Source organism: Paraburkholderia fungorum (assembly GCF_900099835.1).
GTDB lineage: Bacteria > Pseudomonadota > Gammaproteobacteria > Burkholderiales > Burkholderiaceae > Paraburkholderia > Paraburkholderia fungorum_A.
In genome coordinates, this window is record NZ_FNKP01000004.1 from 186,729 (window position 1) to 211,568 (window position 24,840).

The following is a 24,840-nucleotide window of genomic DNA, read 5'->3' on the forward strand; positions in this document are numbered from 1 at the left end:
TTCATTCACGCAGTGTTCATGATGCTGCCGGTACAGGAACGGATGCGGGTGGCGACGTGGCGCTTTCGCAAGGTGCGGGAGAACTTCTATCGCGAAACACGCCTCGATGTCGCGGTAAAAGGCCTGCGCAACCGCGAGACGCTACTTGAACGGCTGACGACGCTCGAGCAGCGCAATCGCTCGCGCAAAACGCTCGTCTGGCCGGTTTTCCAGGCTATTGCCCGGCGCATGCGCGCGGGCGATGACTTCGCGCTGGCGATCCGGCCGTTTATCCCGACCGACGAGTATGCGCTGCTTGAACTGGCTGGCTCGTCGACGCGGGAAGACGCGGCGGTGCGCGGTCTGGAGCTTGCCGAGATGGCGGCTAATGCGAAGCGTGTCCTGTCCGGGACGACCTCGACCCAGCTGGCCTATCCGGCATTTCTGCTCGTCTACCTGTACAGCTTCTGCATGCTCTTCGGCGGGGCGATTTTCCCCCAGGTGCGCGACGTACGACCGCTTGAAGACTGGCCCGGTGCAGGTCAGGTGCTCTATGCGTTCGACACTTTCTGCTACGAATACTGGTGGCTGAGTGCTGCGATCGTCGTGGGCGCGGTGTTCAGCTACGTCTCGTCACTTCGCCGCTGGACGGGCGAAATGCGCAACCGCCTCGACGCCGCCCCGCTGATGTGGCGCAACCGGCGCGATCTGCGCGCCGCGCTCCTGATCGTTTCGTTGTCAGGCCTGTTCGATTCAGGTCTTACGCTTCGCGCCGCACTCGATCGGCTGACCCGAACCGCCGATCCGTGGCTCAGATGGCATCTGAACCGGATGAGTCGGCGTCTGACCGAAACGCCTGATGAGCCGATGCGCGCTTTAGACACGGGCATTTTCTCGGAATCCATCGTCGACACGATCACGGACGCCGCCGGTCGCGACCAGTTCGTGCAGGCCATCAAGGATCTCGGCCGGGATTCGCTGTCCCGCGTCGTCGAAAACGTGCGGCGCAACGCGAAGATTACCCATTACGTCCTGCTTGGTCTGGCCGCGACGCTCTTTCTCACGCTTGGCGTTGGGTCATATGTCATGACCGGCGCCGCCAGCCTTGATACATCCGTTGTCCAGTCTTCAACCACCTTTACCGCTCACTGAGGTTGTCATGCAAATCCAGAACAAAGAAATCAGCAAAACCACGCTGCTCAAACTCGGTCGCCGTCGCAGGCAGTCGGGCGAACTATCGATGATTGAAAGCGCAGCGGTGATGGCTGCTGCGGCGCTGCTTGCCCTGCTCGCGTACGCCGGTGGCAAGTTCGTGATGGATCGGGTCCACGCGTCGCAGTTCAAGAGCGAGGCACAACTGTTCCACACAGGCATTCTCGACGCCACGGCCAACGACACGGACTTTTCGGCAGAAACTCTCAAGACGCTCTCACAGAATCACGCGTTTGATTCGGCGGGCTCGCGCGTGGCCTCGGGCGGCTCTGGAGTGACCGGTATGTTCGGGGGCGCTGTCACGGCTTCGACCGGGACGGTCATCAACACGAACGACGCAATGGTGCTGACGTATCCGGTTCCGGCGACGGTGTGCTCATTGAGCGTGGCTGCGATCGCGAACGCGTACACCGAGGTGACCGTCAACGGTACGACCATCGCGTCACCATCGACGACCTTCAGCAGCGCAACGGGCGCAACCGCCTGCACGTCTGCCGGCGCGACGGCGACTGTCGCGATGTACACCACGCGCAGCTAGGGAGTTCGGGATATGGGCGGCAGCATCATCGAGATGGTGATCGTGCTGGTGGCGTCGGCGTTGCTGCTCGTACAGGGCATTCATGAAGACCTGGCTCACAAGCGCGCGGCGTTGATGGCAACGGAGGGGCAGAACGAGGCGATCATCAACGACGCGCTGTCGAAGTGGGTGACCGACAATTACGCGGCGAAGCTGGCCGAGTACACCGCATCAGGGTCGACGACGTTGACGCCGCCCAGCCTGTCTGAGCTTTTCACGCAAGGGTATCTGAAGCAGGCGCACCGAAACGGTCCATTCTGGGGAGGCATCTACGCCATTTCAATGACCATGGTGCCGGACACCTGTATGGCTGCCGCGGGTGACTGTCATGTCGCCTATCTGATGTACCCATCCTTGCCGTTGCTGAAAGGGGGTAAGTCCGACGTGGTTGGTGCGTCGCAGATCGCGCAGGCGGGCGGCAGTCAGTTCGGCTATTCGACGCAACAGAACAGCGCGACGGTGGTCGGTCTTAACGGTGCATGGAACACGCCGAATCCGCTGGGAAATATACCGGCTGCGATCGTCGCAACCAACGCACTCAATGCTGACGGTGATTCGGTTTATATCCGGCGTGATGGCAGTCTGACATGGACCGGTAGCCAGAACGTCAACGGCGTTGATCTTCACAATGTTGGCAACATCGACGCGACCGGAACGATTGCGGCAACGACGGTGGCCGCGTCTGATGCAAACGTCAGTGGGACCTCCACCACGACGAACCTTGTCGTTAGCGCTGACGCGCAGCTTCAGGGTTCTGCGACGCCTGGCGCGGCCTGTTCGGTCGATCGATCAGTGCGAACCAATTCGACCACCTGGGGCGGTCTGCTTGAATGCCTTGGCGGACAGTGGTGGTCGGTCGGACTGGGAAACTCGTCTGTTTCTGTTGGGGTCGCATGCTCGATACGTGGCCAGGGCGCGTGGGATATCAACGGGCTGCAGTATCTCTGCAACGGTTCGACATACAGGCCGATTACCGAATTCATGGGCAATAGCCAGGTCATGTTCACGATGGTGGCGGGTGACAACAACACTGGCGTGTCCAAACCGAATTGTCCGAACGGAACGCCTGTGATTGAGTTAGTGCCGCAGACCGTCGGGCTGGACGTAGGCAACCCCGATTCGCCCTTTACCTCGGTACGGTATTACTACTCAGATCAAGGCTCGTACTGGGTGCCGCAGATTACCCTCATCGCGCCGAACGGAGCTGTTGAGTCCGGCAACAATCTCGGACTACAGGTGCTCGTGAAAGGCGAGTGCTACTACAACAACTAGAACGGAGTATGAAATGAGATTTCTGATCTTGCTCTGTGCGTTTCTGCTTTCGCTATGCGGTCAGGCGGACGCGCAACAGTGCATTCAGTGTATGGCGGCGCAACCAAAGGCCGCCGACTGCATTGCAGGATATCAATGGACGTATGCGAATGGATTCTGGCGCTGTGCAAAGCCTGTACCGCCGGCCCCGACATGCCCCGCGGGATACGATCAGAGAACCGCGCCAACATGGAACGGGTCCGTTTGGGTCGGGTTGGTATGCGACCCGCAAACGCCGCCGCCACCAGCTACAGGTAGTGTTGGCTATATGTACGGAAACATCTGGTGCCACCAGGATGGGATAACGGGACCATATTTTTTCTGGACGAACACCGATAGAGTCGTTGTAATCACGACGACTTCGGGATCGACGTTCTATTACTATGATCTCGGAATCCCAGCGGGATATGCCAACAATCCAGACGGACTCCAGGCGCTCTATAGCAACCCTAACTCCGCGTCTGCCGGCGCCGAGCTATTGCGCGCGCCAGCCCGAGATATGAGTGGTAGAGCCTCATTTGAATTTCCAGGCTGTGTCATTACAACGGATAATTGGGGGTAAGTCTCGCTGAACAGCGTGCGTGGTAGAAGCGTTTGAAGCACCAATCCGCGGGTTACAGATTCCATCGGGTGTTGCTGGGTGCTTATGCGCTGCCCTCGAGGAATTACCGAGCGATCGACACGCGATACCGAAAAGAGAAATGCCCCGAGCAGATCCGTCTGCCGGGGCATTTTTTGTGTTCTAAGTCCCTCTCAGAAAAGGGCTTCGGCGATCAGCCGACGATGTTGCCGGTCGTGAACGTGAAATTGCGAGAGAAAGCTGTACCGTTCACGGTTCCTGCCAGCGATACCGAGTAGGAAGTGTTGGGTAACAACGGGGTTGCGGGATAAGCGACAGCTTCATATTTTGGCAATACTTTGTTCGGATCATTCGCCGAATCGAGCAACTGGAGAGTAGTTACGTTGCCCGAGGCGTCGGTTACCGTGCCAGCTATCAATGCGATCGTGTCGCCGGAGTTGCCTGCCACGGCAATAGGGGTTCCCCAGTTCCCCGAAACGTTTGGCGGCGTCGGAGTTTCGCCGCCGCTCAGATAAGCAACTCCCGAGGTGCCTTGGCAGGGGAAAGTCAACGGCACATTACTCATCGTCGTGAAGTTGGCGATTAACAGTGACGCTTGGATTTCCGGGAAGCTATTGTAGGTCGTCTGGTTGAAACCCACCCCTATTGCTGTTACTGGCCAAACGCCGACCGCAATGTGATAGACGCCGCTCAGCCAGTCATAGGCGAGCTGCTGTCCGTATGCCGCGTCGGTGAGTGTTGCGTTCGTGTAATACCCTCCGCTCACACCTCCGGAGTAGGTCGTGGTCGCACTAGGGAAGCCAAAGTGGACGGCCCGATCCGTGTATGTAACGCCCGTGAAGCCGGGATTGCCAACCACTTCAGTATCGGTGATCTGGCCGCCATTCTGACCCATGTACGACGCATGGGCCTGCGCGGCCTGATCGAGTTGGGTATTTTCTACGAGAGCAGGGAAGCCGCACGACTGCCGCTGTTGGTTTAGCGTGTTGAATGCCGCCAATTGTGCAGAGTCCGTCGCATACTGCGGCGTCGCGACGTTTGCGCCAGTGGCAGTCGCTGTTGGCGTGCTGGCGCCTGTGGATGGTGCCGCTTCGCCGCTATTGCCGCCACCGCCGCCGCCGCCGCATGCAGCGAGTGTCAACACGGCAGCGATCGAAATGGCGGACAGTGCGACGTTGTTGTTCTTCATTTATTTTCCTCGGTTTTCTAATGGTGGCCACACCCTCTGTGTGACCTTCATTTCATCTTATTGATTTGCGCGCGAAGTCAAGCTATCGCGCGGAAGGGCACTGCTAACCCATATCGCATAGACCGGCGGGCTATTGCGCGGGCATTCTATTTCTATCGGAAATATTCGGTAAGTCTTTAGTACATTAAATTCTTTCGGGCGAGTGACCAATGCACGGAGAGCTGTCTTCGTCAATTTGGCCGACCCGGCTATTTGCGCGTGCGCCGCCGCCAGTGAAACACTCGCAGCCCGATAAAAATGATGACGAGCAAGCCGCCGGTAGCGATGGGCAACCTGCTGGCAAGCGCGGGGACTAGGCGGGTGCCCATATACACGCTCAAGAACGCGACCAGAACCCGACCGAACCATGGAGCGCTCATGATCGAGAGCAGGCGTCCAGGCTGGCTACTCGCCCATTCGACGTATTCCTCGTTGGTCTTTTCCAGATCGAAGCCCTCAGACTGCCGCGATCGTTCTTCCCGATAGAAGCGCTCGTAACGCTCGAAGCGCCCGTCGCCGCTGCCGTCGAGCCACGCCGCGTTGCTTTCCGGAGCAAGATAGTCGAAGTCTTCCACGGGGTGCTTCCTTATCAATGGACGCGGCTCGCGTGCCACTCAACTGCACCGACCGCGTCGGGAATGACGCGTCCGTCGGACTCCGCGTACAGATCGCCCGTCTCAGGGTTACGCCAACCGAACTGCGCGCGCCCGTCAAGACTGAAGACAACGAGACCCGCCGGCAACTCTTGGTTTGGTTCACGCTGGGTCATTCGCATTTCTCCTCGCGGCGCGCTTTTTCGGGCCTAGCTGTTGCTGGCAGGCGGGACAGACAAAGCGGTTGTGCATCTCGATCTTCGTGTCAGAGTTTGATACGACGTAGTGCGTGCTGCACTGGCGGCAGGGCGCAACAGTAAGACGCGTGTCTGCGGCCATCGAGCGCGTGAGATTCCAGCCTCGATCGGCCGAGATAAGCCGCTTGCCGCCGAACAGTCGGTCATAGATGTCGTTCGTTGCGATGAGTGCCTCCGGCGCGTTAGCGCCCATCGCTATAGCGGAGCGGTATAGCCAGATATACGTGGTCGCGTGAAGCCGGTTGTGCGGCGTCTCAACAAACCACGGCAACGATGTCGGGACGTTGCCGCATGGCGAGCTTGCGCCATGAATTTTCATGTAAAGAATGCGCATGGCGTTCTGGTTGAGCCGGAACAGTGTGGACGCCGTCGACGCGCGCAGGCCGTGCGCCATCATTGCGGCTGCATAGATTTCGTTACGAGCCCGTTCAAGACGCAATTCGCTCCAGCCCGCGACAAGCGGCAGTGCGCCAGAACGGATGGGCGAGGTCAGCATGATCTGGTGTGCAATAGTTTCGTCAGTGAGCGAACTCGCCGCGAATTCGTACCAGAAAGTCGGGCTGTTAAAGCGCCATCGGAATAGCGGAAGCCCCTTCATGCGACCGAGCGCGAAGTGCAGTTTCCACGACGGTACGGACGCGAGATACTGGGCCAGCTCGTTGGTGATACCGAGGAGTGGGGCACACAGTACGCTCATGTGGATCACCTGCGTGACGAGCGACAGGAAGTGTCGGTTCGAGTTATCTATTGCAAAGTTGCCGAGCGAACCGAGCTCGGGTGTCTTGCGGCGTAATACGTCGACCGTTACGGTCGTTGGCGTATCGTCGATGAAGCAGCGCCAGTCCTCGACAGTCTGAAGCGTCGGCTCCACCATCAGGAACGGCGTGCGCAACAGGTTGCGCAGCGACGACTGGTTGTGTTTCAGGTGTTCGAGTTCTTTGCGTTCGACCTGCAGCACTTCGTTAAAGCGGCCATCCTGCTGAAGCATCAGCTTCATGTGGTCCACGAGCTCGAAGTTCGTGACCTGAATCTGATCGAGGAGCCAATCGTGGATATATAACCGTTCGACCGAGCGGTATTCGTTCTTTTGGTCCATATGTTGTTTTTCTCTCTTCTATTGCGAGGCGGCGGCCCCAGTCAGGCCGCGCGCGTAGCTGCAAGCAATTCGACGTGAAATTTGCCGACGAGATCGGCGAGTGCGCCGAACAGCGTGGCAAAGCGCGCCGGCGAGCCTCCTGCTGTCGCCAGCAGCTGCGCGCTGTGATATTCCTGAACGAAAGTGCCGAAGCGTTGGACCAGGCTGCTCATGGTCTTTTCGAGTACTTCGTTGGCTTCAATTGAGGAGTTCTGCGCCGTTATCTTTTCTTCAAGTTCGGTAAGTTCCGCGCGTTTCTGTTCAAGTTGCTCGGTTGTTGTTCTCAGCTTCGCCAGTTCCGTTTCCATTGCCTCGTGGAGATTTTTCAGGCCCTCCGGGAGAGTTGGAACAGGTACCTCTTTGGTCTCGACCTTGCCCGATGTTTCGGCAAGTTGGCGGGTCCTGATCTCCAGGTCGCGTTCGCGGTTGGCCAGTTCTTGCTGTAGCACACTGATTTGACGCTGGACGCCATTCATTTCCACCAGGGTGCTTTGTCTGCTTTCCTGATCCCGCGCGATATCCTGACGAAGACGTTCTGCTTCGGCCGCCAGGCGCTCGTTATCGAGTTGGGCCTGATCCAGTTGGGCGACGACGTTTTCGAGTTCGTTATTGACCAGTTCGATGCGCGTGTCCTTCTCCGCGATCTGCTCGCGCGCCTGACGCATGTCCTGGATCAGCTTCTTCACGTCGCGCTTGCTGAGGTCAGGGTTATCCTGCTTGGCATCGATCACCGCGTCGATGACGTCGTCGCCAATGTCGTTGCCGACCAGTAGGGACATGTCGCTGTGAGAGAGCATCGCCACGGCGCCGCTATTCGTGCTGAACTTTTCATAGCATCGGATGTAGAGCCTGACTGAGGAACGCTTGCGCCGGAAGAGCCGTTCCAGATAGTCGTAGACCAGCTCTTTCGCACGATTGCGCACGCCGGTTGAGTCACCGTGTTCGCTAACTTTCTGGTTGATCACGCGAGTCATGATGTGAGCAAAGTTCCCGCCGATACGCATATGTTCCTGAAGAATCTTGCGGGTGGAGTGCGCGACCTCTTCGCTTTCCGCAACAATCGTCTTGATGAGGGAATCAGGAAGGTCCGTGCTGAGCATGTCGCGCGCTGCGGCACTGATCTCACGCTCGGACGGGATGTGCGCAAATGTCGGGGGGAGCGATTCTTCGACTGCGCCAGAGTCATCCGGTGCGCCTTCCGGCTGCGTGGGATCGAACTCACCGTCGGAACTCTCTTTTGGATTTTTCTTGTTGCTCATGCTCACGACTCCGTTTGTTTTGCATGTCCCGTGGCCTACGGGTGTTTATTTAAAGAAGTATTTACTGAATAACGAGAACGCATGTCGTTCGAGCTATCACAGTCGAGATTACGCGGCATATTTCCTTCATCACCGGCAAAAGCTGCAAAAAAACACCATGCTTTCGGATGAAGCACGAAAATATTACGCGCGTAAGGTTCTTACCATCGGCAGATGCGCCGGTAACTTTAGGAAAGATTTTTGGGAATTTGAGTTTTTTCTTGAGCCCGCAAACAGTGGCGGGCGATCGCCAACCCGTCAGGATCGGGCGTCCGCAGCGACTGGATGGCTCTCCACGCCATATTGACGTTGACGTCGCGCAGAGATGCGGCTTCGTGTCGGTACTTCCTCTCACGCAGCCATTGACCCAAGTCCGGGCGACGGATCAGATCGGCTGGAAGGTTCGGAGAGAGGAAGCATGTCTCGTTCGAGAACACACCGAGCCCTTCAATGGCCCATGAGGCGGGAAGGGCGGCCCGCAGAAACGCGACTTTTGAGCGGTTCTGCCGAAGCGGGCACCGACGGGTCTCTCGCTGGCCGCCCGCTCCGACCCGAACCACCGTACCGGGGTCTGTACCGGGCGCGATTTCGCCGGTCCAATGCTTCGTCTCGACGACGAAGATGCCAAACGGGGTGATGACCAGGTGATCGACCTCGGCAGTGGGGAAGGCCGTGCCCGGTGCATGATCGAGCAGAACCGCGGTCGGATGCAGATAGAAGTTCGCACCGCATAGCCAGGACAACACCTGGAGCAGTTCATCATGTACGAGCTTCTCGCCTGCGTCGCCCTGATGCTCGCTTCGCGCAATGGGCCAGCGTTCGTGTGAACGCGCCGTCTTATTGCGAGGGTAGGCGCGTCGAACAAGAAAGCCGATCAGTAACAGACAGAGGATGGTCGTCATGGTCGTTGAATCACGAGTTGGGATAAGACCTGTCTGCCGATCAAATCTGGAAGTCAAGTTTGCGTCCGGCAGAGCGCGCAACGGGTTGTTGATCTCGCGCCTTACGTAGTGCTTTCATCGTGCCTGAGAAAGCTATTTGTTTTTGTGAAGCATTCGGGTTTAAGACCTTCAACCGGTTGACGTGCATCGATCCCGAGCGGGATCGCACATAACGCATGCTGGTCAAAGCTGCATCCGTTTGTCGAGCATTCGGCCCGGGTGCGTCCCACCGCACGCGCTAACCTTGATTCATTCCGGCGTCGCTCCCGACGCATCGACATTGGCACAGTGACTGCCGTCGCCCAGCTTCGCGGTATCCATCGTCAGCTCACTTTCTTCCTTTGTGCGTGAAACTCTTCCGTCAGTGCTTCCATGAGCACGCACGAAAGCGCTTCGCGCCGGTTTTTCCTGCTCTGCTGAGCATCGAAACCACCGGACGCTGTCCGGACATTCCCTTGTGCGTGAAATTTTTCTGGAGAGAAAAATGCTGAAAGTCCTGTTCAAAGATGCACTCAAATCGCCGGGCAAGCTGCTCGCCCTGTGTCTTGTCGTGTATCTCGCTGCGGCGTCGTTCTTCGTTGCGGGCTTCCTCCTGTTGGTTGCAGCTCGCTGGATTCAGAAATCCATGCAGCAGAAAGCGAAAGCCATCGCAGCGGCCGATGCAGAAGCAGAAGCCGCACGCATCGAGACTGAAAAGCTCGCTGCTGCAGCACGCGCTGCCCAGGCTGCTAAGACTGCAGTTGCCGATACGCCTGTCGCATCGGCAACCGGACCCGCTGCTAACGACCCGAGTGCAAGTCAGTCTACGGCCCTGCCGCAATATGCCAAATCGGCCGTAGTCATTCCGTTCAGAACGGGCACCCAGTAACGGGTCGCCTCCACCCTTACCGTCTCCTGTCTTTTCGGAGACGGTCCTCTACCCACGCCGGGAATTCATTCCCGGTCACGGGCGATGAGCTTCCCGGCATTCCGGAGCAATCTCATGGAAACGCATGTGGCTGCTTGGCAGCTGGACATGTTCGGCGATCCGTCGCCGGTTCACATCAATACCGCCAAACCGGACCCGCTACCTGATCCTCATCTGTGGAGCGAGTCGGTGCGTGACAAGATGGTCGACGCACTGATCTCTCTCGCAAGAGACAGCAGGCGCGGCGACAGCATGCCCGAGTCCCTGATGGACTGCGCCTCGATGCTCTCCGACCGCCTCGTGAACAGAAAGGTGGATGCCGCTGACTACGCGGCGACGCTTGGCTGGATCATGGGTTATTGGGATGGAGCCGTGTCGTACCAGCACGTATGCGATGTAAGCGGCACGAACCCTGAATGCATGCGCGATGTCATTCTGGAAAACGCGCTTCTCAGCCACGATCTCCAGAATCTGCAGCGCGCGTGCTTCGGCACGTTGCTTTAGGAGCGCACCATGGCTCGTCACGCTGCTTTTTTCACCCGGGTTCTTGCCGAGCTTTTTCCTGGCAAGCCTGTCGTCACCACTCCCACTCCCACTTCCACCTCAACGCCAACGCCGGCAGCGACACGATCGCCGTCATCGCCTGTTTCTCCATCGGGGCCGCGCATCATCGGGCAGGGCGCCGACAATGAAACGCACATCACGATCGCTGACGAGCCGAACCTGTTCGTTGAAGAGGCCGATTGCGTGGTGCAGTTCCGACCGGCATTCGATGAACAGGCCAGTCAGACCCAGTTCGGTCTGAAAATCCTCCCCGAGCTTGCACCGCACTGGTCGCAGGTTCACGTCCATCGCTGTTCGCTGAAAGACGCGATCCGCACAGCGATCCGTTCGCCGTCGGGTGCGACCAGCGCCGCCGTGAAAGCTGTGTCGGTCTCGGCAGATGCGGCTGAAGCGCCTGTTTCGTCGTCCGCGTCAACCGTGCGGTCGCCTGAGGCAGTTCCTGTCCGCCGAAGCGTTCAGCGCGAACAGCGTCACGACACGGCAGCGGTGATCGGTCGTGTTGTTTCATGGGGTGAAGAGAAGTTTCCTGATCGCAAATCGGGTGCGGCTTCGCGCTTCTACACCTCGTTTGCGATGCATCTCGACACAGTTGCTGGTGAGCGCACTCTACAGGGCGAAGGCCTGAAGGAAGCGATCGCCGAATCGGGCTGCGTCGTCGGCGATCATGTTTCAGTGCGGCGCCTCAGGAAGATAAAGGTCCCTGCGATCCGCGCTGACGGCAGTCCAAAAATCGTCGATGGGCAACAGGTCATGTGGGACAAATGGCTCTGGTCAATCACTAAATAAAGGAGTTTCAGATGGCATCTGTGAACAAGGTCATTCTCGTGGGCAACCTCGGAGCCGACCCTGAAGTACGTTATCTGCCCAGCGGAGACGCTGTGGCCAACATCCGTCTGGCCACAACCGATCGCTACAAGGACAAGGCGTCGGGTGAAATGAAAGAAGCAACTGAGTGGCATCGCGTGTCGTTCTTCGGACGGCTCGCAGAGATCGTTTCGGAATATCTGAAGAAAGGTTCGTCGGTCTACCTCGAGGGACGTATTCGTACCCGTAAGTGGCAGGCCCAGGATGGCACTGATCGTTACTCGACAGAGATCGTCGCGGACCAGATGCAGATGCTCGGTGGCCGCAATCGTGACGACGGCAACGGTGACGGTGACTTCGAACAGCGGGGCAGCTCACGCGCTCAACGTTCAGCGCCGGCGTCCCGAGCATCAAACGCCGCTGACAACGTTGGAACCCGTGCTCACCCTCCGCAGTCGTCAGCTGGTGGTGGCGGTGGCACGCGTGCGCCGGCTGGCGGTGGCTTCGACGAGATGGACGACGACATTCCCTTCCGGGAATATCACCCGCGGGCGGCCTGGTCGGCCATCTGATCCCGAAAAGCCTCACCCTCGTCAGCAACCTCTCCTGTATTGCCTCACCTTTGTTGCATCGACACACCTTCGGGTGTGTCGTGCGACGCAACTCCTCGCCATGTCGGCGACATCGCTTCTTCCCTTTCCAAGCCGTTTGCTGAAAAAAGCTGCCCGCTCGAGCGCGGACCGCTTTTTTGAGCACGCGTTTTCGCGCCTGTCTCAGGCACCGACCAACCCACTTCCACTTTGGAGAGTGAACATGAATGCATCTGGACGCGGGCTTTCACCCGAGAAGTACGAGTGGCTGCAACGCAAGCTGAAGGAATTCAGGCTCTCTCCGGAGGCGTGGATTTCGACATTGATGAGTTATGGCATTCCCGCCGATTCCCTGACCGGCAATGGGGCACCATGCCCGATCTGCGGCGGTGATGACCGCTTTACCTATGACAACAGGAACGGTCGTGGTGACTGGGTTTGCCGCCAATGCAACGGTGGCAATCCCGGTGCAGGCGATGGCCTCCAGCTCATCTCGAAAGTAAGCGGCATCGGACTTTATCGACTGATATGCCAACTCGAGGGGAGTGCGCCGCGACCGTTGCCTGCGGTCTGCAATGAAAAAGCACCCAAGCCCAAAAGCAAGGTCGATCCTGCCTTCGTTGAGAAGATTCTGAATTCAACCTGGGAGAATGATTGTGCGCCGCTCGAACCCGGCGGATTCGCGATGCAGTATCTAGCAGGTCGGGTCCCGGGGTTGTCAGTCGAGCCATCGAAAGCCCTGCGTTTCGGCATGCTGGAATACCGCGACAACGACAGGTCAGTGCTTGGCACGTGGCCCGGGATCGTCGCGCGATATGTTTTGCCGGACGGACGGCTCGGGACGTTGCACCGGACCTATCTCGATCACCGTGTACCGAAGAAGGCCGAGATCATTTCAGCAAGCGGGGAGATTCTTGATCCCAAGAAGAACCACATTACGCTGAACCCTCTGCTAGGGGGAGCTGTTCGACTGATGGACCCGGTCGATGGAGAAATCGGCGTGGGAGAGGGCCTTGAATCGGCGTATGGCGCGCACATGGAATTTGATGTGCCTGTCTGGTACTGCCTGAACAAGGATCTTCTGCGGCAGTTCGTGGTTCCTCATGGGCTCTGTATCAAGGTCGTCCACATCTTCATGGACTTCGATGAGATCGACCCCAGGACCCGAAAGTCGCCAGGCGTCGCGGCGGCATTACAACTGGCAGCTCGCTTGCGTGCCGACGGATATCGCGTTGTGTTGCATCGCCCGAAGCGCCGTGGGCATGACTTCTGTACCGAGTGGAACGAGTTGTGGCAGCTCAGGCATAAAAGGTCAATGCAAATGCAGCATCGTTCTGTTTATTCGCGGCAAGCTATTGCCGCTCAGTAGCGCCGGAACATCGGCGATCTTTAACCTGCCCGGTGGGGATGTTCCCCACCGGGAATATCGCGTCGGGCCTTTTTCTTTGGAGTAGGAAAATGGGCTCTTTCCGTGTTCTGGTGGGTGGTTTTGCGATTGTTGGCACGACTGGCGCAGCGGGTGGACATCAGCCGGCGCCGAAGTCGAAAGCAGTGGCGTTTGATGTCATCGATCGTCGGGGGATGGGCATTACACAGTACCTATGCCGCGATCAGCCGTTTGACGAGGCATGGGATTTTTGCACGCGACGTCTTGCGATTGTGGTTACAACCAGGCCGCACTAACTTCTTGAAACAGCAGCGCACCTTCGGGTGTCGCTGCTTTTTTTTCGTCCATTGGTTTTAGTGGAAGATTCGAAGGTAAATCACGAAGGCCTTGAACAGCGGTCGTCCCAAACGCCACAGGCCCGTTGCCCAGACCAGGCCAACCTGGCAGAAGATCAGGAACGCGCCACCGAGGTGCTCTGAGTACGGAAAGAGCTTGACGCCGACCACGAAGCAGGCGAGAAACAACACGATCAATAGGGCGCGCTGTACAAGGAACGGCAGCGCGTTGAACTTGCGGTAGTACGGTACCAGGTAATCTATCGGGTCCATCAGTTATTCTCCCTTCAGCTTTTCCGATACTGCGTGAGCAATATCGCCGCAATACCAGCCAGCCACGCAGCAGGCTACAAACGTTGCAACACCAAGCCACGAGTGCGGCTTGTGAATTTGGGAAACAGCGGTCTGGATCAGCATACTCATCGAAATCTCCTCTGAATTAATTACGGGTGCATGGCATGTTTCGCGGCGAACATCGGTGCATAACCCATCTTCGCATCTGTATTTAAAAGTCAAGTTGCCGCCAGCAGCCGTTGGCTATTTCGACATACGTTAGCCATGGACGGATTAACGGCGCGGCGATCGGATTTTCAAGGGAGATCGGGGAGCGCACCGGGTTGTGGTCGGTGCGCTGGCTTTCTTCAACTAAAAAAAGCTGCCGAATGCATCGGCGATCTGCTCTACGTCGTGCCCCTCGCATGCCTGCGCCTCGTTGGCGTTTAACGCAACTGTGTATCCGGTCGGTGCAACCAGAAATTCGGCGTTCGCGTTGGATCGCTGGCTGTTCGCGAAGGTGGTGTTATGTGGCGTCAACATTTCCTCTGGCGGTGCGGCATGGGCCTCGACGGACGATATTGCAATGGGCTTCGCCTGGTCGCCGCGTAACGCGGCCTCCGCGAGCGACCGCAATAGCGCGGCCCGCTCCCTGTATGACGCCGCCCGTCCGAGCCGCTCGTGCAACAACGGCGTGGTCACCGCGTCGATGACCAGCTTCATGTCGAACTTCCCGCTCATGCTTTCGCGGTCGCGCGCTCGCGGGTGAGACCAGCTTCACCCACAACCAGAAAGCCCTTCGCGTTGGCCATGCAGGGGGTGTCGATGACCTCCAGTGCGACGCGCGGAAAAGCCTTCCGGATTGCGGGTGCATACAGGGCGCCGCCCCCGCCCGAGAGGATGATGGAACGGACATTCGTCAACTGCCCCACGTTGTTCTGCATCTCCTTGACGACCCCCGCAATCATCGGTTGCGAGTTCTCGAGGTACGGATCGAGATCAATGTCGTTGCCGTAAAAGAAGAACGGCTTGCGCTCGCGCAGAGCCTTGTCGATGCGTTCGATGTCGTCGACCTGTTCGTCCTGGTCGCGTGAAATGAGCGAAGCGATCCGCTGGTAGATCTGCGATGCGCCACCGGGAATCCCGTTGCTTCGCTTGTCGTCCATCGTGAACCCGTTCGCATACACCCAGTCGGTCGTGAAATAGCCGACGTCGACCACAAGGTGCGCACTATCCCGGCCAAATTCGTTCTGCCGGTTTGCAGACGCTGCAACCAGCGATCCGAGCGGTTGGGGGATCACAACGACCTTGTCGATCGTGACGCGACCGGCGCCGAAATCGAACAGCCCCGTAAAGCGATCGCGCAGTGCGGCCGAATACTTTTTCATGTTGTGTACGGGAAGCCCAAGTACAAGCCGCGCGACATGGGTGACGCCAGCGAAGTGGAACGCGCCGGCGAGCAGTGCAGCGTAGTTGTCGGAGAGCACAAAATCGTTCGACAGCGCGCGCCCCGTGTTGCCATAGGCAGCCGTCAGCGAAACGTCGGGGCCGACTTCGTATTCGATCTGATCGAGAATCACGGTCACGACCTTGCGGGCAATCAGTACGCCGTCACCGTACCCGGACAGTGCGCGGCTCGCGGTCAGCGGAGCAAGGGACGGGAACATACCCGTTGCGATGCTGCCACTTGCAGCACGGTGAGCGTATTTAGTATTGCCGTAACCGACATCAACAGCGAAGACAGAAGTTTTCATCAAGACTCCATTGAGTAAAGGGATTTACGAAGAAGTGGCAGATAACTGACAGATAACTATTAGGTTGGCCCGTCGCATCTGAGTCACCCCGGCGAACTATCAGATAACTGACACTTAAGTGTCAGTTCGCCTATGCGCCGAAGGTTGATCTGGTCGAACTGATACTTTTCTGTCAGTTCTGCCTGGTTTCCAGTCTAGCGAGCCGCCAGCGAAGTCAAGTCAGCGAAAGCCAGCAGGTTCCGCGCAGCTTTCGCGTGCCGTGATCGGGCGAAACAGGCTATGCTTGGCATTACCTACCGCGTCCACGGACGCATCGAATGAGAGTGCCAGGCACTCGCTCGTCTTTTCCCCTGCCCGCAACGGGCGAAACTCACCGCAGTGACGGGGCCGCACAATGAGGCGGCCTTTTTCTGAATCAGATCAAGTCCACGCTGGTCCACCATGAGGACCACTGGACAGTGCGATATCCATACGATTGGCGGCGGTTTGCCGCGATGTGACGCAATGAGGACATGTGGAGACCGGACACCGGACACTCTGCGATGGTCCTGGTTGCGTCTGTACGCGCCCTTTCAGCACACGACGCTGGGTGCACCCAGGAAGCCCGATACACCGCGGCGGACATGAGTGTGCTTTGGGGCGGGGGAACTCCTGCGGGCCGGTCAGACACCGGAGCACCCGCGATTCCCTGGACGGAAGACAGAACGGTAGGCGCAGCCGTAACCCAAATGCGCAACAGGAATTGCCCGGCACTTAGCCCGGAAACGCCAACGCCATACGGCGGGCGGACCGAGACGCGAACACGTCAGGCTGGCAGGGTAGCCACAAAGCTGCATGGCGCGGGGGGCACACGCGCAGCGCGACGGCAGAAATGCCACGCGAACATGTCGGCGGGGGTTTGCGCGTAGCGCAACCACTGGCGGCACAGCAGCAGGTTGGACAGTCGGACTGCATGCTCTTCCCATGCAACGGGCTGATCGGATGGAATCGCTAAAGGACAGGAAGGCAGGAAACCCACGTCGGGGTTAAACGGCGAAGCCGCAATGGATGCGGCGGGTAGAGCAGGCCCGTGCGGACGGGGTACGGCATCAGGTAGGGATGCTGCGCTCGCGCGGGCTGGATCAGTCAACGGGAAAGCGGTGTTCGCGAGACGACCCGCATGAGGTAACAGGATGGCAGCGATACTGAACGTTCGCGCGATCGTCAGCGGCTATGGTCTGTCGCCGGAACTTCGCGACGCATTGCTCAAACTGTTCGATGAGCATGTCGCCAGCATTCACAGTGCGACGCGCATCAGCAGCAAGGCCCTGTCGATCAAAACTCAGGAGCGGCGCGCGACAGCGCTATGCAAGTTCTTTGTCGAACTTCGTGAGGGTGGATTTGCGTTGCAAACGCCTTGGTCACTGAAGGCGAAGCACGTGGACTATCTGGTGCGCGGGTGGGTCGCAAAGGGACAAAGTGGCGGGACGATCGAAAACAAGCTGACGTATCTGCGTGCCATCGCTAAGTGGATGGGCAAGGCGAATCTTGTCGGCACGCTCGGCGACTATGTCGACCGGCGCGAGCACGACCTCGTGCGCAGCTACGTTGCGACCGAGGACCGGTCATGGGAAGCGCACGGCGTCGACGCCGTCGCCAAGATCGAGGAGATCGCGCGCAGCTGCCCATACACGGCGGTGCAACTGAAACTACAGGCGGCGTTTGGGCTGCGTGTCGAAGAGAGTTTCATGCTGCGGCCGGTCGAGGCGGTGAGAGACCAGAGGATGCTGGCTGTCACGCGTGGGACTAAAGGTGGCCGGCCGCGCGAGGTTCCGGTCGGCCGCAAGCTGGTCATTCTCGAAGAGGCCGCGCGTCTGTGTAATGGCGTGTCAGGTTCGACGGTACCCGCGGACCGTACGCTGAAACAGTGGCGCGACTGGTACTACTACGTGCTCGCAAAACATGGGGTGACGAGAAGCGGGCTGGGCGTGACGAGTCACGGCCTGCGTCACGGCTATCTGCAAACGCTTTATGAGGAGGCGAGCGGCGTTCCGGCGCCGGTCAAACGCGCTGGTCTGCGTCCTGATCCGAAAGAGCATGAGGAGGCCATGCGGCGGGTGGTGGAAGCGGCGGGGCATAGCCGGGTCACGAAGGCTAATGCATATCTCTCAACCTTTGCGACGCAGGATCGTCTGCAGAAAACGCTGCCGACGCCAGAAGCGGTACGAGCTGCGCTGAGTACGGCAAATGGCAACAAGAGCCACGCCGCGAAGGCGCTTGGTATATCGCGACAGGCGCTCTACCGGATTCTCGGTGCGGCGGCCCCGTCAGCGTAGAGCCGGAATGGGTGCGAAAACAGGCTCTGTTATGCACTGAATGCGGTGCAGGCATCCATGCACAATGAAACCTCTCTCAGTTCTGGTGACGGCCCTCGGAAAAACACCAGAATCTTTGAAGCCGGCTTACGCCGGCTTTTTTTTCTTCTGAAGAGCAACGTATTTTATTAATCAGACAAATCACCAGCGATTGCGATCTGGCATCGCGTCGATGGCATTCGCGATCCTGTCTTCGAAAAGGAAGTTCGCGTGTTCGCGCGGTGTCGGAATTCTCGGGAACGACACGTACCGTTCCCCATCAATGTCGAGCCATTTGACCAGCTGAACCAGCTTGCGGTATCGGGCGGCATCCTTGAGGACCGGATCGATCGGCCAGCTTTCAATGGTGACGATCGAGGCGTCAACGACGCGTTGCGCGAGCATTTTGAAAATCGGGCCGCGCTCTTCCCAGTCGCCATCACTGCGCGAGAGCAGGTCAAGGATCAGTTGGGCGTCGCATGCCCCAACTTCCTTCTCGACCAGGTCGCGCAGTTCCCCAACGGTGACCGGCGGCCTGCTCAAACGGGCATTCCATACGGCCGCACAGCGGGCCATCGCAGTCTTTTCGTCGTCGCCGATCGCTTCCCAGGGCGTCTGCATGCCGCACACGTCACAGTGGATGCAGACCAGCCGTTCAGTCGGGGGTGTGCCCAACGGTCGACGCATGGTGTCGCCCATGACTGGCTGGTCGGCGCCGAGCACGAACCGGTCGTAGCGGACGCCGGCGTCGCCTGCCGGGGAGAGGGTCCTTTGAGAGTAACCGAGGGTCGGGCGGCCACCACAATGGTCACAGGGATAGAGCTGCTCAATCATTATCTGGCGATAATCGGAATGGAAAACGGATTATTGTCGCAGGTCCGAAAACCGCCAAGCTCGAATTACTGTAATGAAACTTATTTTGAGAGTTTGTCGATATTACGACACCGGAACTGGAAACGCGTTTAACAAACTGTTATCAAGCAACCGGCCAGCGTTATTTTTCCGACCCGGCGCATCAATACGTCGCCAGTGGTGAATTGCTGTTCATCTGCTTCGCTTCTTTTGACGACGCGCACCGCGCGGGGGGGCCTGGTCAAACCGGGCTGGTCGCCCGACGAGAGCGCTTCAACCCACTCGCCGTGCTGCTTAAAGAAAAACGGGATATCAGCGGCTGCGCACTGATCGCGCGACGACCGCGTCCAGGCTGGGGTGCATCGGTCACGCGCGCTGGCCGCTTTCGCCGCCAACGATCATCCAGTGGATCTGGCCGAGATACGGGGAAGGCAGACTCACCTCGCCGAGCAGAGGTTTCATTCACAGAAGGCGTACACACGCGCGCAGACTGGCCAGCTTGGGGATGTCGCGATGGGCCTCCTCCTGATTGACTACCGCGCCGCCAATCCTGACATTCGCCGTCCATCTGCCCGGAAACAGTCAACTGCGCGACACCACGTACGATGTCTTCAACGCGTTTGGTCAACAGCAAATGATCAACGTGCGGGGAAACCGAATTTGTAAGTCTGGGCTCAGTGAGACTAGCCGAAACGTGAAGAAGTCGGTGGCGGATTCAACCGGTCGGTGCAACACCTAGAATCTGCGTTAGCAGCGGAGGTGTTGCAAATGAAACAGCGACCGAGAATTTATTACTCTGAGACCCAGAAAGCGCTGATGTGGGACCGATGGCGCAAGGGCGATACGATTCATCAGATTGCCAAACTGTTTGATCGGGGCCATTCTTCGATTCAGCGAATACTATCGGAGAACGGTGACATCCAGCTGCTGCAAAGGCACCGTGCGCCACAGGCATCGACGCTCGCGGAGCCGGAACAGACCGCCCGTTCAAGCTGCCGGACGTATGCCCGGCCCGTCTGACCTATCGCCGCCGCTATCTTCTAGAAAGGTTAATTCACGGCGTTGATCGGTGCCGGGAACCATTCACCTTTGCCGCCCATAGAGATCATCGAGTGGAAGAAGCTGTTCTGCTCGACGGATATAGCGGCACTACGTTTACGTTTGTGCGAATCTTCGCTGTCCGGGCGCTCAGCATAGCGGCTCGCGGTAGTTTATTGCGATTACCGGCCTTGTGTGAGGCGACTGGCGTGAAGATGCACTCACGTGCAGACTCTTTTATAGGCCCGATTCGGGCATTCTCAGTAAAAAATTTAAGCCAATCCAAAATGCATATCCAATGCTTACAGCATAAACTGCACCAGTCTGATGAATTAGAGTATTTTTTCAAATTCATTGGATTGACAGGGGGTTTTCTGAGTGTCAAATTTAATCAAAATTTGTTTGATTAAACTTTAATTAGTTTGTAAGTTGTCCAAAGGAGATTGCTGAATCCTCGGCAGCATCTCTCGGCTTCACTTTCATCCGAGGTCTCAAGGAAAAGAAATGAAAACTCAGCGTCAATTTAAAACTAAGTCGAAACAGAAATCGCACTTCGCTATGTTCTCATTGGATGTCTAGCATTTGATCACGGGCGGCGACCACGCTCGCCGCCTTCATTCCTCGCTCAGCGAAAAACGATGAACGTCAAAACATTAAAAGAATCGATTCATAGCCTTTCTTGAATTTGACTGATGGCGGAATATCTCATTTATACGGTGACGTAATGCTTTTTGCCGGAGAAATGCTTAAATCAGAGGTGGAAAACGTTCCATTCTGGTTTCAACGCCATTTCCCGCTTGATTACCGGACTGAGATTACCAAAGAGACCCGCCTGTTCCAGTATGCGGTACAGCAGCCAAGTGCGCTTCCAGCGGCACTAGCATCGCCCAGTTGGGATGCCTTGGTTCACCGATGTAAAGACTGGCATCTCCTTTCGTTTGAGTCGGCACAGCTCGTCATAAGAATATTATTCTTACTTGGTTTCTATGGGCACGCGATTGATCTGCTGCAACGAGATGCGCGCGTACACCATGCGGCGCCGGGTTGGAGTTCTCTTATGGTAGCTGCTGCAAAAGTAAAAATCTATCGATCAGGTTTTCTATCCGATGGGGAAATGTCTGATGTCGTTGAATCTTTGAACAAATGCGTTATTGAAAAAGGCGCGTCGCTTCGTACTAGATTGTCTGCGCATCAACATCTTTTTTTAATTTATCTTACAGATTTCAAAGACCTTCAGAGCGCCACGCGGCATATAACAGCCGTCGAGCAGATGCTGATCGAACTGGATGGAGAAATGTCCACATTCGAGCGAAGCGTTCGTGTCAGTAGTTGGTACCGTGCTGCCGCAATGATTCCATTTGCGAAACGCGACCATTCGGATACGCGCGCGTACATGGCGTCATCTGAATCAATCGCGACCGGGTTGCAACCTACAAACGAGTTTGAGCGGCTGATCAAGCAGGATTTGTTGTATTCCATCTATGAAAGCTCTATGAAGGCAGCTCTCGGTAGTGGCGAGATCGCGAAAGCCCGCGAGCTTGCAACGCAGCAAACCAAACGATTCCCGTTTGATGTCGCTGCTTATTTCGAACTCGGTGAGGTGTGTGTAGAAGATGGTGACACTCGGGCGGCTGCGTCTGCGTTTCATCGTGCCGCCATGTTTGGACCGCCGGGCACCGCTCACGCGTACTTTATGTCGGCTCAATGCTATCGAGATCAAAATTTGCCGACTCATGCCTTGCGTTGCCTTGACGCATGCCTGCGTGTCGATGAGTTAGCCATCAGCGCTTCAGATGAGCTGGAGGAACTTGCAGACGAAGCCTTTCCCTTCCTCCGTGAATGCGGGAAAAACATGAGTGGCTTGATACCGGATCGGTCGACAACAACTAATTTGGAGGGGGCGATATGACGACCAACTCTCTTCTTGCTCAGCTTTTCGATAGTTACGCTACGCTGGAATTTCCGAATCGAGCGCCGATCCACGGATATGCGCCTGCCCTCACCTACGCGCGCTTCGAGGATCCCACAAGTTCTCCTCGCGGACTTCAGCGCATGATGCCGGCTAGCTTTCGTGTCGAATTAGCAAAGGCATTTCCGGCAGCACCGATTGCCCTGCTTGACCCTCGGGAGGTTGCAGCTATCCATCGGAGCGACCGGTGGGCACACCTCTGCGACATGCTGGATAGATTTGGGGGCATCACAATTGAAGAAAGGACCGTCCTATTTGCCCAGCTTCTGTCTTTAGGTTTCCATAGGATCGTGCTCGACCTTTCAACCTCTGCGCCAATTAAAGGATCAAACGAGGATATCGCTATACTCCAATATCAATATGCTGTTGCAAACGCGCGGTATGCGTTAACAAATGACGGTGAAGAAGTCGGGTATACGCCGTCGGAATTTGAACTTATCGCCAATCGCGCACCCGAAGGATCAAGACTATCAGTCAATGCCTGCATACATATGCTTGTGCAGAATGCTCGTCATCAAAGTAACGTTGAGGTGGCAGCACTGTGGGCCGCTAGGGCAGAGAAAAACCTGCAAAAATTCGAACTAACTAACGACATCTTCGATTCAAATCTTCTTCGAAGCAGATTCTATCGAGCTTCATCGTTCATCCCGTTTATGATGGATGAAAAAGACGAATGCGTTCGCGTTATGGAACTTGCCGAAGAACATGCGAGCCGTCTCGAGGCAATGGACAGGAATTTGGTTGAAACTATTCTATGCAGGGAGAACTGGCTACCTTTGCTTCAAAGCCGTTCGAAAGAGGCCAGATTCACAGGTGACTTACGCGCAGCGCTTGAGAGGCTTGCTCGCAGTACAAAAATCGACCCGCTCGACGCCATTCGCTGGTCAGAACTAGGCGATTGTCAGTATGACATCGGTGATATTGACAATGCACTTCGTTCATTTAACGTAGCGGCGTCACTGTCACCTCCGGGTGGCGCTTACGCGAATTTTATGATCGGTCAGTGTCATGAAACAATGGGCTTCTACGTCGATGCGGAAAACGATTACCTCGCGTGCATATCTCTTGATCCTCTATGCATTTCTGCGTATGAATGTCTTGTCTCAATAGGGGAAAAGACAGGCGATTCTGCATTATCGTCCTGGGCGATTAAGCAGATTAATGAACTGGCGTGCTCCTCGGATGAGTGAATACAAATTCTACACTCTGCTTGTATCGAGATTGCTGACTACAGCAGCGAACCAAGGTACAACACCTTTTTTAGTATTATTGCTTGCGGCAGTGTTTCACTTTACGGCTGCAACTGCAGTCGCAGCCGTAGGCGCCATGTTGCTGCTTGGACGCTTTCTAAGCGTTCCGACAGGTACGTTAATTGATCGATTTGGTGCAAGGAAGGTCGTTTTGCTATCCTTGCTCTCATCTTTCGTATCATACGTCTTTCTTTCATGTGCTACGAACCATCCGGGAAGCTACGTTCTCCTCGCCCTGTTTATAGTTTTTCGGACCATCGGGCTCGCATCTCAACTTATCGGCTTTCGAGTCATCGTTGCCAAATACACATCAGATGAAAAGATTTCGTCGCGGGCCAGTTGGGCTGGTTCGGTGGTCAGTGTCGGCACGGTTCTCGGCGCAACCATAGCCGGGCCAATGGTTGCCGCACAAAATTATTTCCTGCTGTGCTTTGTCGCAGCAACGTGCGAGTTAATTTCAATAGCTTCGATGGTGGTCGCTACACGTGATTTGGATTTTTCTACCCGAAGTGCGCATCGCAATGATGTCGCGCAAACGAAACTGAGCGACCCCGAGTCACTGCGTGACTTTCTTTACGTAACAGCGGTCACTGCCTGTTTGCTGCAGGTGATTCTTTTAACATTGGCAACGTATTTAAAAGTAGTCCATCATCATGCGGAGTTTGCGTCAGTGTTTTATGGAATTCAGGCGGCGGCGCTGATGCTATTGTTACCTCTTGCGGGAAAAGTGTTTAAAAAATCTTCACTTTCGGAATCGTACGCCCTTTATTCGCTGGGGACTATTGTGCTATTCGCGGGTATTGCAGCTGTAGGGCTCGCACACACCGTTAGCGGTTTGGTTGCCGTGGCGATACTCGGATTCGCGGCCGTGCTGTCCCAGCTCCTCGCTACGCCGACTGCGGATTCATTTATTGTCCGTTCTGTTGGCCGCCACAACATTGGCCAAGTCTACGGTCGCGTTAGCAATGCGTTTGCGATAGGGAATCTCGCGGGTATCGGAATTTCTGCGGCAATGTTATCAATGATCGCTAACGCGCGGTGGTTACCTATCGCGTATCTGGCGATTGGCACCGTGGGTATCGTTGCCACTGGCTTCCTTGCACATAAAGGTAACCGACGATTGGCTAGTGCGTTGCGCAAGAACTGCCGGGAAACAGTTTGAATTCTAGGACAGTTCGCCGGTTGTTGCGTTCCACTCGCTCGCTTTTCTGTTTGCTTCGGTTTGACAATCATCCAGGGTCCGGTCTGACGAGCGTCATCGCGGATGCGCACGAGGATCAGACTTTGATCTTCGACCGCAACAGATCAATTGAAGGTGGTTTGATTATCTTGCAGTAGGAGCGACTTAAGCTGTCCAAGCGTTCCGGGATATGGCTCCCACGTCGACAAACCGTAGTAAGCCTCGACCAATCTTTCAACCATCGCTCCGAATACCATGGCGCTCCTATGTGATGGGGGGGGCGGAAACTTTCTGTGAGGAGGAAATGCTGGGGCGACAAGACCAGTGCAAAACCAACTGCTTTCCAGAAACCTTTTACGATCTCCTCCTGTCACAACCGATGTGACGGAAATAATCTTGAAGTTCGGAAGCACAGACGGTGCAACAGAATCGACTGGCTGAATCGAAAAAATTGAATACCGCGATAGCTAGAACTTTCGGATAGTATCCGTGC

Annotated in this window: 24 protein-coding genes and 1 pseudogene; 13 read left to right on the top strand and 12 right to left on the bottom strand. The window is 56.7% G+C overall.

Features of this window, described 5'->3' with window-relative positions:
- Positions 1-18 precede the first annotated feature (18 nt).
- Genes BLS41_RS36420 through BLS41_RS36430 form a run of 3 tightly spaced genes read left to right on the top strand, consistent with a single transcriptional unit; the run spans position 19 to position 3,040 of the window.
- A complete protein-coding gene (locus BLS41_RS36420) occupies positions 19-1,131 on the top strand; it encodes a type II secretion system F family protein (RefSeq protein ID WP_253189955.1) in 1,113 nt (370 codons plus the stop codon).
- Between the two features lie 7 nt (positions 1,132-1,138).
- On the top strand, positions 1,139-1,729 hold the full coding sequence (locus BLS41_RS36425) for a type 4 pilus major pilin (protein ID WP_074774036.1): 591 nt from the start codon (positions 1,139-1,141) through the stop codon (positions 1,727-1,729).
- A gap of 12 nt (positions 1,730-1,741) precedes the next feature.
- Complete coding sequence (locus BLS41_RS36430) at positions 1,742-3,040, top strand: hypothetical protein (protein WP_074774039.1); 1,299 nt, start codon at positions 1,742-1,744, stop codon at positions 3,038-3,040.
- Between the two features lie 812 nt (positions 3,041-3,852).
- On the opposite strand, the gene BLS41_RS36440 is transcribed toward BLS41_RS36430, so the two are convergent.
- The 5 genes from BLS41_RS36440 to BLS41_RS36465 form a co-directional block, all read right to left on the bottom strand.
- On the bottom strand, positions 3,853-4,848 hold the full coding sequence (locus BLS41_RS36440) for a CAP domain-containing protein (RefSeq protein ID WP_074774045.1): 996 nt from the start codon (positions 4,846-4,848) through the stop codon (positions 3,853-3,855).
- 248 nt (positions 4,849-5,096) lie between these two features.
- Positions 5,097-5,462, bottom strand: a complete 366-nt coding sequence (locus tag BLS41_RS36445) for a hypothetical protein (RefSeq protein WP_074774048.1) — start codon at positions 5,460-5,462, stop codon at positions 5,097-5,099.
- Between the two features lie 180 nt (positions 5,463-5,642).
- Positions 5,643-6,833 carry a FlhC family transcriptional regulator gene (locus BLS41_RS36455; protein WP_074774054.1) on the bottom strand — a complete coding sequence of 397 codons (1,191 nt, stop codon included), beginning with the start codon at positions 6,831-6,833 and terminating at the stop codon, positions 5,643-5,645.
- A gap of 41 nt (positions 6,834-6,874) precedes the next feature.
- Entirely contained in the window at positions 6,875-8,131 is a 1,257-nt protein-coding gene (locus BLS41_RS36460; protein ID WP_074774057.1) for a hypothetical protein, read from the bottom strand.
- A 227-nt stretch (positions 8,132-8,358) separates the two neighbouring features.
- The gene (locus tag BLS41_RS36465) at positions 8,359-9,072 is read right to left on the bottom strand and encodes a nuclease-related domain-containing protein (RefSeq protein WP_074774060.1); all 714 of its coding nucleotides are present in this window, start codon (positions 9,070-9,072) and stop codon (positions 8,359-8,361) included.
- 523 nt (positions 9,073-9,595) lie between these two features.
- Here BLS41_RS36465 and BLS41_RS36470 point away from each other — a divergent pair.
- From BLS41_RS36470 to BLS41_RS36490, 5 genes are all read left to right on the top strand, one after another.
- A complete protein-coding gene (locus BLS41_RS36470; RefSeq protein WP_074774063.1) occupies positions 9,596-9,979 on the top strand; it encodes a hypothetical protein in 384 nt (127 codons plus the stop codon).
- Between the two features lie 114 nt (positions 9,980-10,093).
- Entirely contained in the window at positions 10,094-10,522 is a 429-nt protein-coding gene (locus BLS41_RS36475) for a hypothetical protein (RefSeq protein ID WP_074774066.1), read from the top strand.
- Between the two features lie 9 nt (positions 10,523-10,531).
- Positions 10,532-11,368: a hypothetical protein gene (locus BLS41_RS36480; protein ID WP_074774069.1), complete on the top strand. Its 837-nt coding sequence runs from the start codon at positions 10,532-10,534 to the stop codon at positions 11,366-11,368.
- Between the two features lie 11 nt (positions 11,369-11,379).
- Positions 11,380-11,958, top strand: coding sequence for a single-stranded DNA-binding protein (locus BLS41_RS36485; RefSeq protein WP_074774073.1), 579 nt, complete (start codon positions 11,380-11,382; stop codon positions 11,956-11,958).
- Between the two features lie 100 nt (positions 11,959-12,058).
- Positions 12,059-13,345 carry a primase-helicase zinc-binding domain-containing protein gene (locus BLS41_RS36490; RefSeq protein WP_253189926.1) on the top strand — a complete coding sequence of 429 codons (1,287 nt, stop codon included), beginning with the start codon at positions 12,059-12,061 and terminating at the stop codon, positions 13,343-13,345.
- A 371-nt stretch (positions 13,346-13,716) separates the two neighbouring features.
- On the opposite strand, the gene BLS41_RS36500 is transcribed toward BLS41_RS36490, so the two are convergent.
- The 4 genes from BLS41_RS36500 to BLS41_RS36510 form a co-directional block, all read right to left on the bottom strand.
- Entirely contained in the window at positions 13,717-13,971 is a 255-nt protein-coding gene (locus BLS41_RS36500; protein WP_074774080.1) for a hypothetical protein, read from the bottom strand.
- 3 nt (positions 13,972-13,974) lie between these two features.
- Positions 13,975-14,121 carry a hypothetical protein gene (locus BLS41_RS39315; RefSeq protein ID WP_171910396.1) on the bottom strand — a complete coding sequence of 49 codons (147 nt, stop codon included), beginning with the start codon at positions 14,119-14,121 and terminating at the stop codon, positions 13,975-13,977.
- Between the two features lie 222 nt (positions 14,122-14,343).
- Positions 14,344-14,694 (bottom strand): hypothetical protein, encoded by a 351-nt coding sequence (locus BLS41_RS36505; protein WP_143026498.1) that lies wholly within the window; start codon positions 14,692-14,694, stop codon positions 14,344-14,346.
- A 14-nt stretch (positions 14,695-14,708) separates the two neighbouring features.
- Positions 14,709-15,725 (bottom strand): PRTRC system protein D, encoded by a 1,017-nt coding sequence (locus BLS41_RS36510; RefSeq protein WP_074774086.1) that lies wholly within the window; start codon positions 15,723-15,725, stop codon positions 14,709-14,711.
- Between the two features lie 1,172 nt (positions 15,726-16,897).
- On the opposite strand from BLS41_RS36510, the gene BLS41_RS36515 reads away from it, so the two are divergent.
- Positions 16,898-18,040, top strand: coding sequence for a phage integrase N-terminal domain-containing protein (locus tag BLS41_RS36515; protein ID WP_074774089.1), 1,143 nt, complete (start codon positions 16,898-16,900; stop codon positions 18,038-18,040).
- Positions 18,041-18,220: 180 nt separating this feature from the next.
- Here BLS41_RS36515 and BLS41_RS36520 read toward each other — a convergent pair whose 3' ends face one another.
- From BLS41_RS36520 to BLS41_RS39450, 3 genes are all read right to left on the bottom strand, one after another.
- Entirely contained in the window at positions 18,221-18,892 is a 672-nt protein-coding gene (locus BLS41_RS36520; RefSeq protein ID WP_074774092.1) for a Lar family restriction alleviation protein, read from the bottom strand.
- Between the two features lie 128 nt (positions 18,893-19,020).
- A complete protein-coding gene (locus tag BLS41_RS40240; protein WP_074774095.1) occupies positions 19,021-19,305 on the bottom strand; it encodes a DUF5131 family protein in 285 nt (94 codons plus the stop codon).
- Positions 19,277-19,372: a phage Gp37/Gp68 family protein gene (locus BLS41_RS39450; RefSeq protein WP_216350661.1), complete on the bottom strand. Its 96-nt coding sequence runs from the start codon at positions 19,370-19,372 to the stop codon at positions 19,277-19,279. The genes BLS41_RS40240 and BLS41_RS39450 overlap by 29 nt, the downstream gene beginning before the upstream one ends.
- A 306-nt stretch (positions 19,373-19,678) precedes the next feature.
- Between BLS41_RS39450 and BLS41_RS39865 the strand changes: the two are divergent.
- The 4 genes and pseudogenes from BLS41_RS39865 to BLS41_RS36545 all read left to right on the top strand — a co-directional run.
- Positions 19,679-19,900, top strand: a pseudogene (locus tag BLS41_RS39865) (IS30 family transposase); the annotation flags it as partial.
- A gap of 772 nt (positions 19,901-20,672) precedes the next feature.
- Positions 20,673-21,857, top strand: coding sequence for a tetratricopeptide repeat protein (locus BLS41_RS36535; RefSeq protein WP_074774098.1), 1,185 nt, complete (start codon positions 20,673-20,675; stop codon positions 21,855-21,857).
- Positions 21,854-23,107, top strand: coding sequence for a tetratricopeptide repeat protein (locus BLS41_RS36540; RefSeq protein WP_074774103.1), 1,254 nt, complete (start codon positions 21,854-21,856; stop codon positions 23,105-23,107). Before BLS41_RS36535 ends, BLS41_RS36540 begins: the two co-directional genes overlap by 4 nt.
- Positions 23,100-24,329, top strand: coding sequence for an MFS transporter (locus BLS41_RS36545; protein ID WP_074774106.1), 1,230 nt, complete (start codon positions 23,100-23,102; stop codon positions 24,327-24,329). Before BLS41_RS36540 ends, BLS41_RS36545 begins: the two co-directional genes overlap by 8 nt.
- Positions 24,330-24,840 lie beyond the last annotated feature (511 nt).

Bases quoted from the DNA above. Each gene is read 5' to 3' on its own strand.
- BLS41_RS36535 (WP_074774098.1), top strand. From the start codon at position 20,673: ATGCTTTTTGCCGGAGAAATGCTTAAATCAGAGGTGGAAAACGTTCCA.
- BLS41_RS39315 (WP_171910396.1), bottom strand. From the start codon at position 14,121: ATGAGTATGCTGATCCAGACCGCTGTTTCCCAAATTCACAAGCCGCAC.
- BLS41_RS39450 (WP_216350661.1), bottom strand. From the start codon at position 19,372: ATGAAACCTCTGCTCGGCGAGGTGAGTCTGCCTTCCCCGTATCTCGGC.
- BLS41_RS36455 (WP_074774054.1), bottom strand. From the start codon at position 6,833: ATGGACCAAAAGAACGAATACCGCTCGGTCGAACGGTTATATATCCAC.
- BLS41_RS36500 (WP_074774080.1), bottom strand. From the start codon at position 13,971: ATGGACCCGATAGATTACCTGGTACCGTACTACCGCAAGTTCAACGCG.
- BLS41_RS36545 (WP_074774106.1), top strand. From the start codon at position 23,100: ATGAGTGAATACAAATTCTACACTCTGCTTGTATCGAGATTGCTGACT.
- BLS41_RS36475 (WP_074774066.1), top strand. From the start codon at position 10,094: ATGGAAACGCATGTGGCTGCTTGGCAGCTGGACATGTTCGGCGATCCG.
- BLS41_RS36460 (WP_074774057.1), bottom strand. From the start codon at position 8,131: ATGAGCAACAAGAAAAATCCAAAAGAGAGTTCCGACGGTGAGTTCGAT.
- BLS41_RS36520 (WP_074774092.1), bottom strand. From the start codon at position 18,892: ATGATTGAGCAGCTCTATCCCTGTGACCATTGTGGTGGCCGCCCGACC.
- BLS41_RS36490 (WP_253189926.1), top strand. From the start codon at position 12,059: ATGTCGGCGACATCGCTTCTTCCCTTTCCAAGCCGTTTGCTGAAAAAA.
- BLS41_RS36485 (WP_074774073.1), top strand. From the start codon at position 11,380: ATGGCATCTGTGAACAAGGTCATTCTCGTGGGCAACCTCGGAGCCGAC.
- BLS41_RS36510 (WP_074774086.1), bottom strand. From the start codon at position 15,725: ATGAAAACTTCTGTCTTCGCTGTTGATGTCGGTTACGGCAATACTAAA.
- BLS41_RS36505 (WP_143026498.1), bottom strand. From the start codon at position 14,694: ATGAAGCTGGTCATCGACGCGGTGACCACGCCGTTGTTGCACGAGCGG.
- BLS41_RS36425 (WP_074774036.1), top strand. From the start codon at position 1,139: ATGCAAATCCAGAACAAAGAAATCAGCAAAACCACGCTGCTCAAACTC.
- BLS41_RS36465 (WP_074774060.1), bottom strand. From the start codon at position 9,072: ATGACGACCATCCTCTGTCTGTTACTGATCGGCTTTCTTGTTCGACGC.
- BLS41_RS36440 (WP_074774045.1), bottom strand. From the start codon at position 4,848: ATGAAGAACAACAACGTCGCACTGTCCGCCATTTCGATCGCTGCCGTG.
- BLS41_RS36515 (WP_074774089.1), top strand. From the start codon at position 16,898: ATGGCAGCGATACTGAACGTTCGCGCGATCGTCAGCGGCTATGGTCTG.
- BLS41_RS36420 (WP_253189955.1), top strand. From the start codon at position 19: ATGATGCTGCCGGTACAGGAACGGATGCGGGTGGCGACGTGGCGCTTT.
- BLS41_RS36480 (WP_074774069.1), top strand. From the start codon at position 10,532: ATGGCTCGTCACGCTGCTTTTTTCACCCGGGTTCTTGCCGAGCTTTTT.
- BLS41_RS36470 (WP_074774063.1), top strand. From the start codon at position 9,596: ATGCTGAAAGTCCTGTTCAAAGATGCACTCAAATCGCCGGGCAAGCTG.
- BLS41_RS36540 (WP_074774103.1), top strand. From the start codon at position 21,854: ATGACGACCAACTCTCTTCTTGCTCAGCTTTTCGATAGTTACGCTACG.
- BLS41_RS36430 (WP_074774039.1), top strand. From the start codon at position 1,742: ATGGGCGGCAGCATCATCGAGATGGTGATCGTGCTGGTGGCGTCGGCG.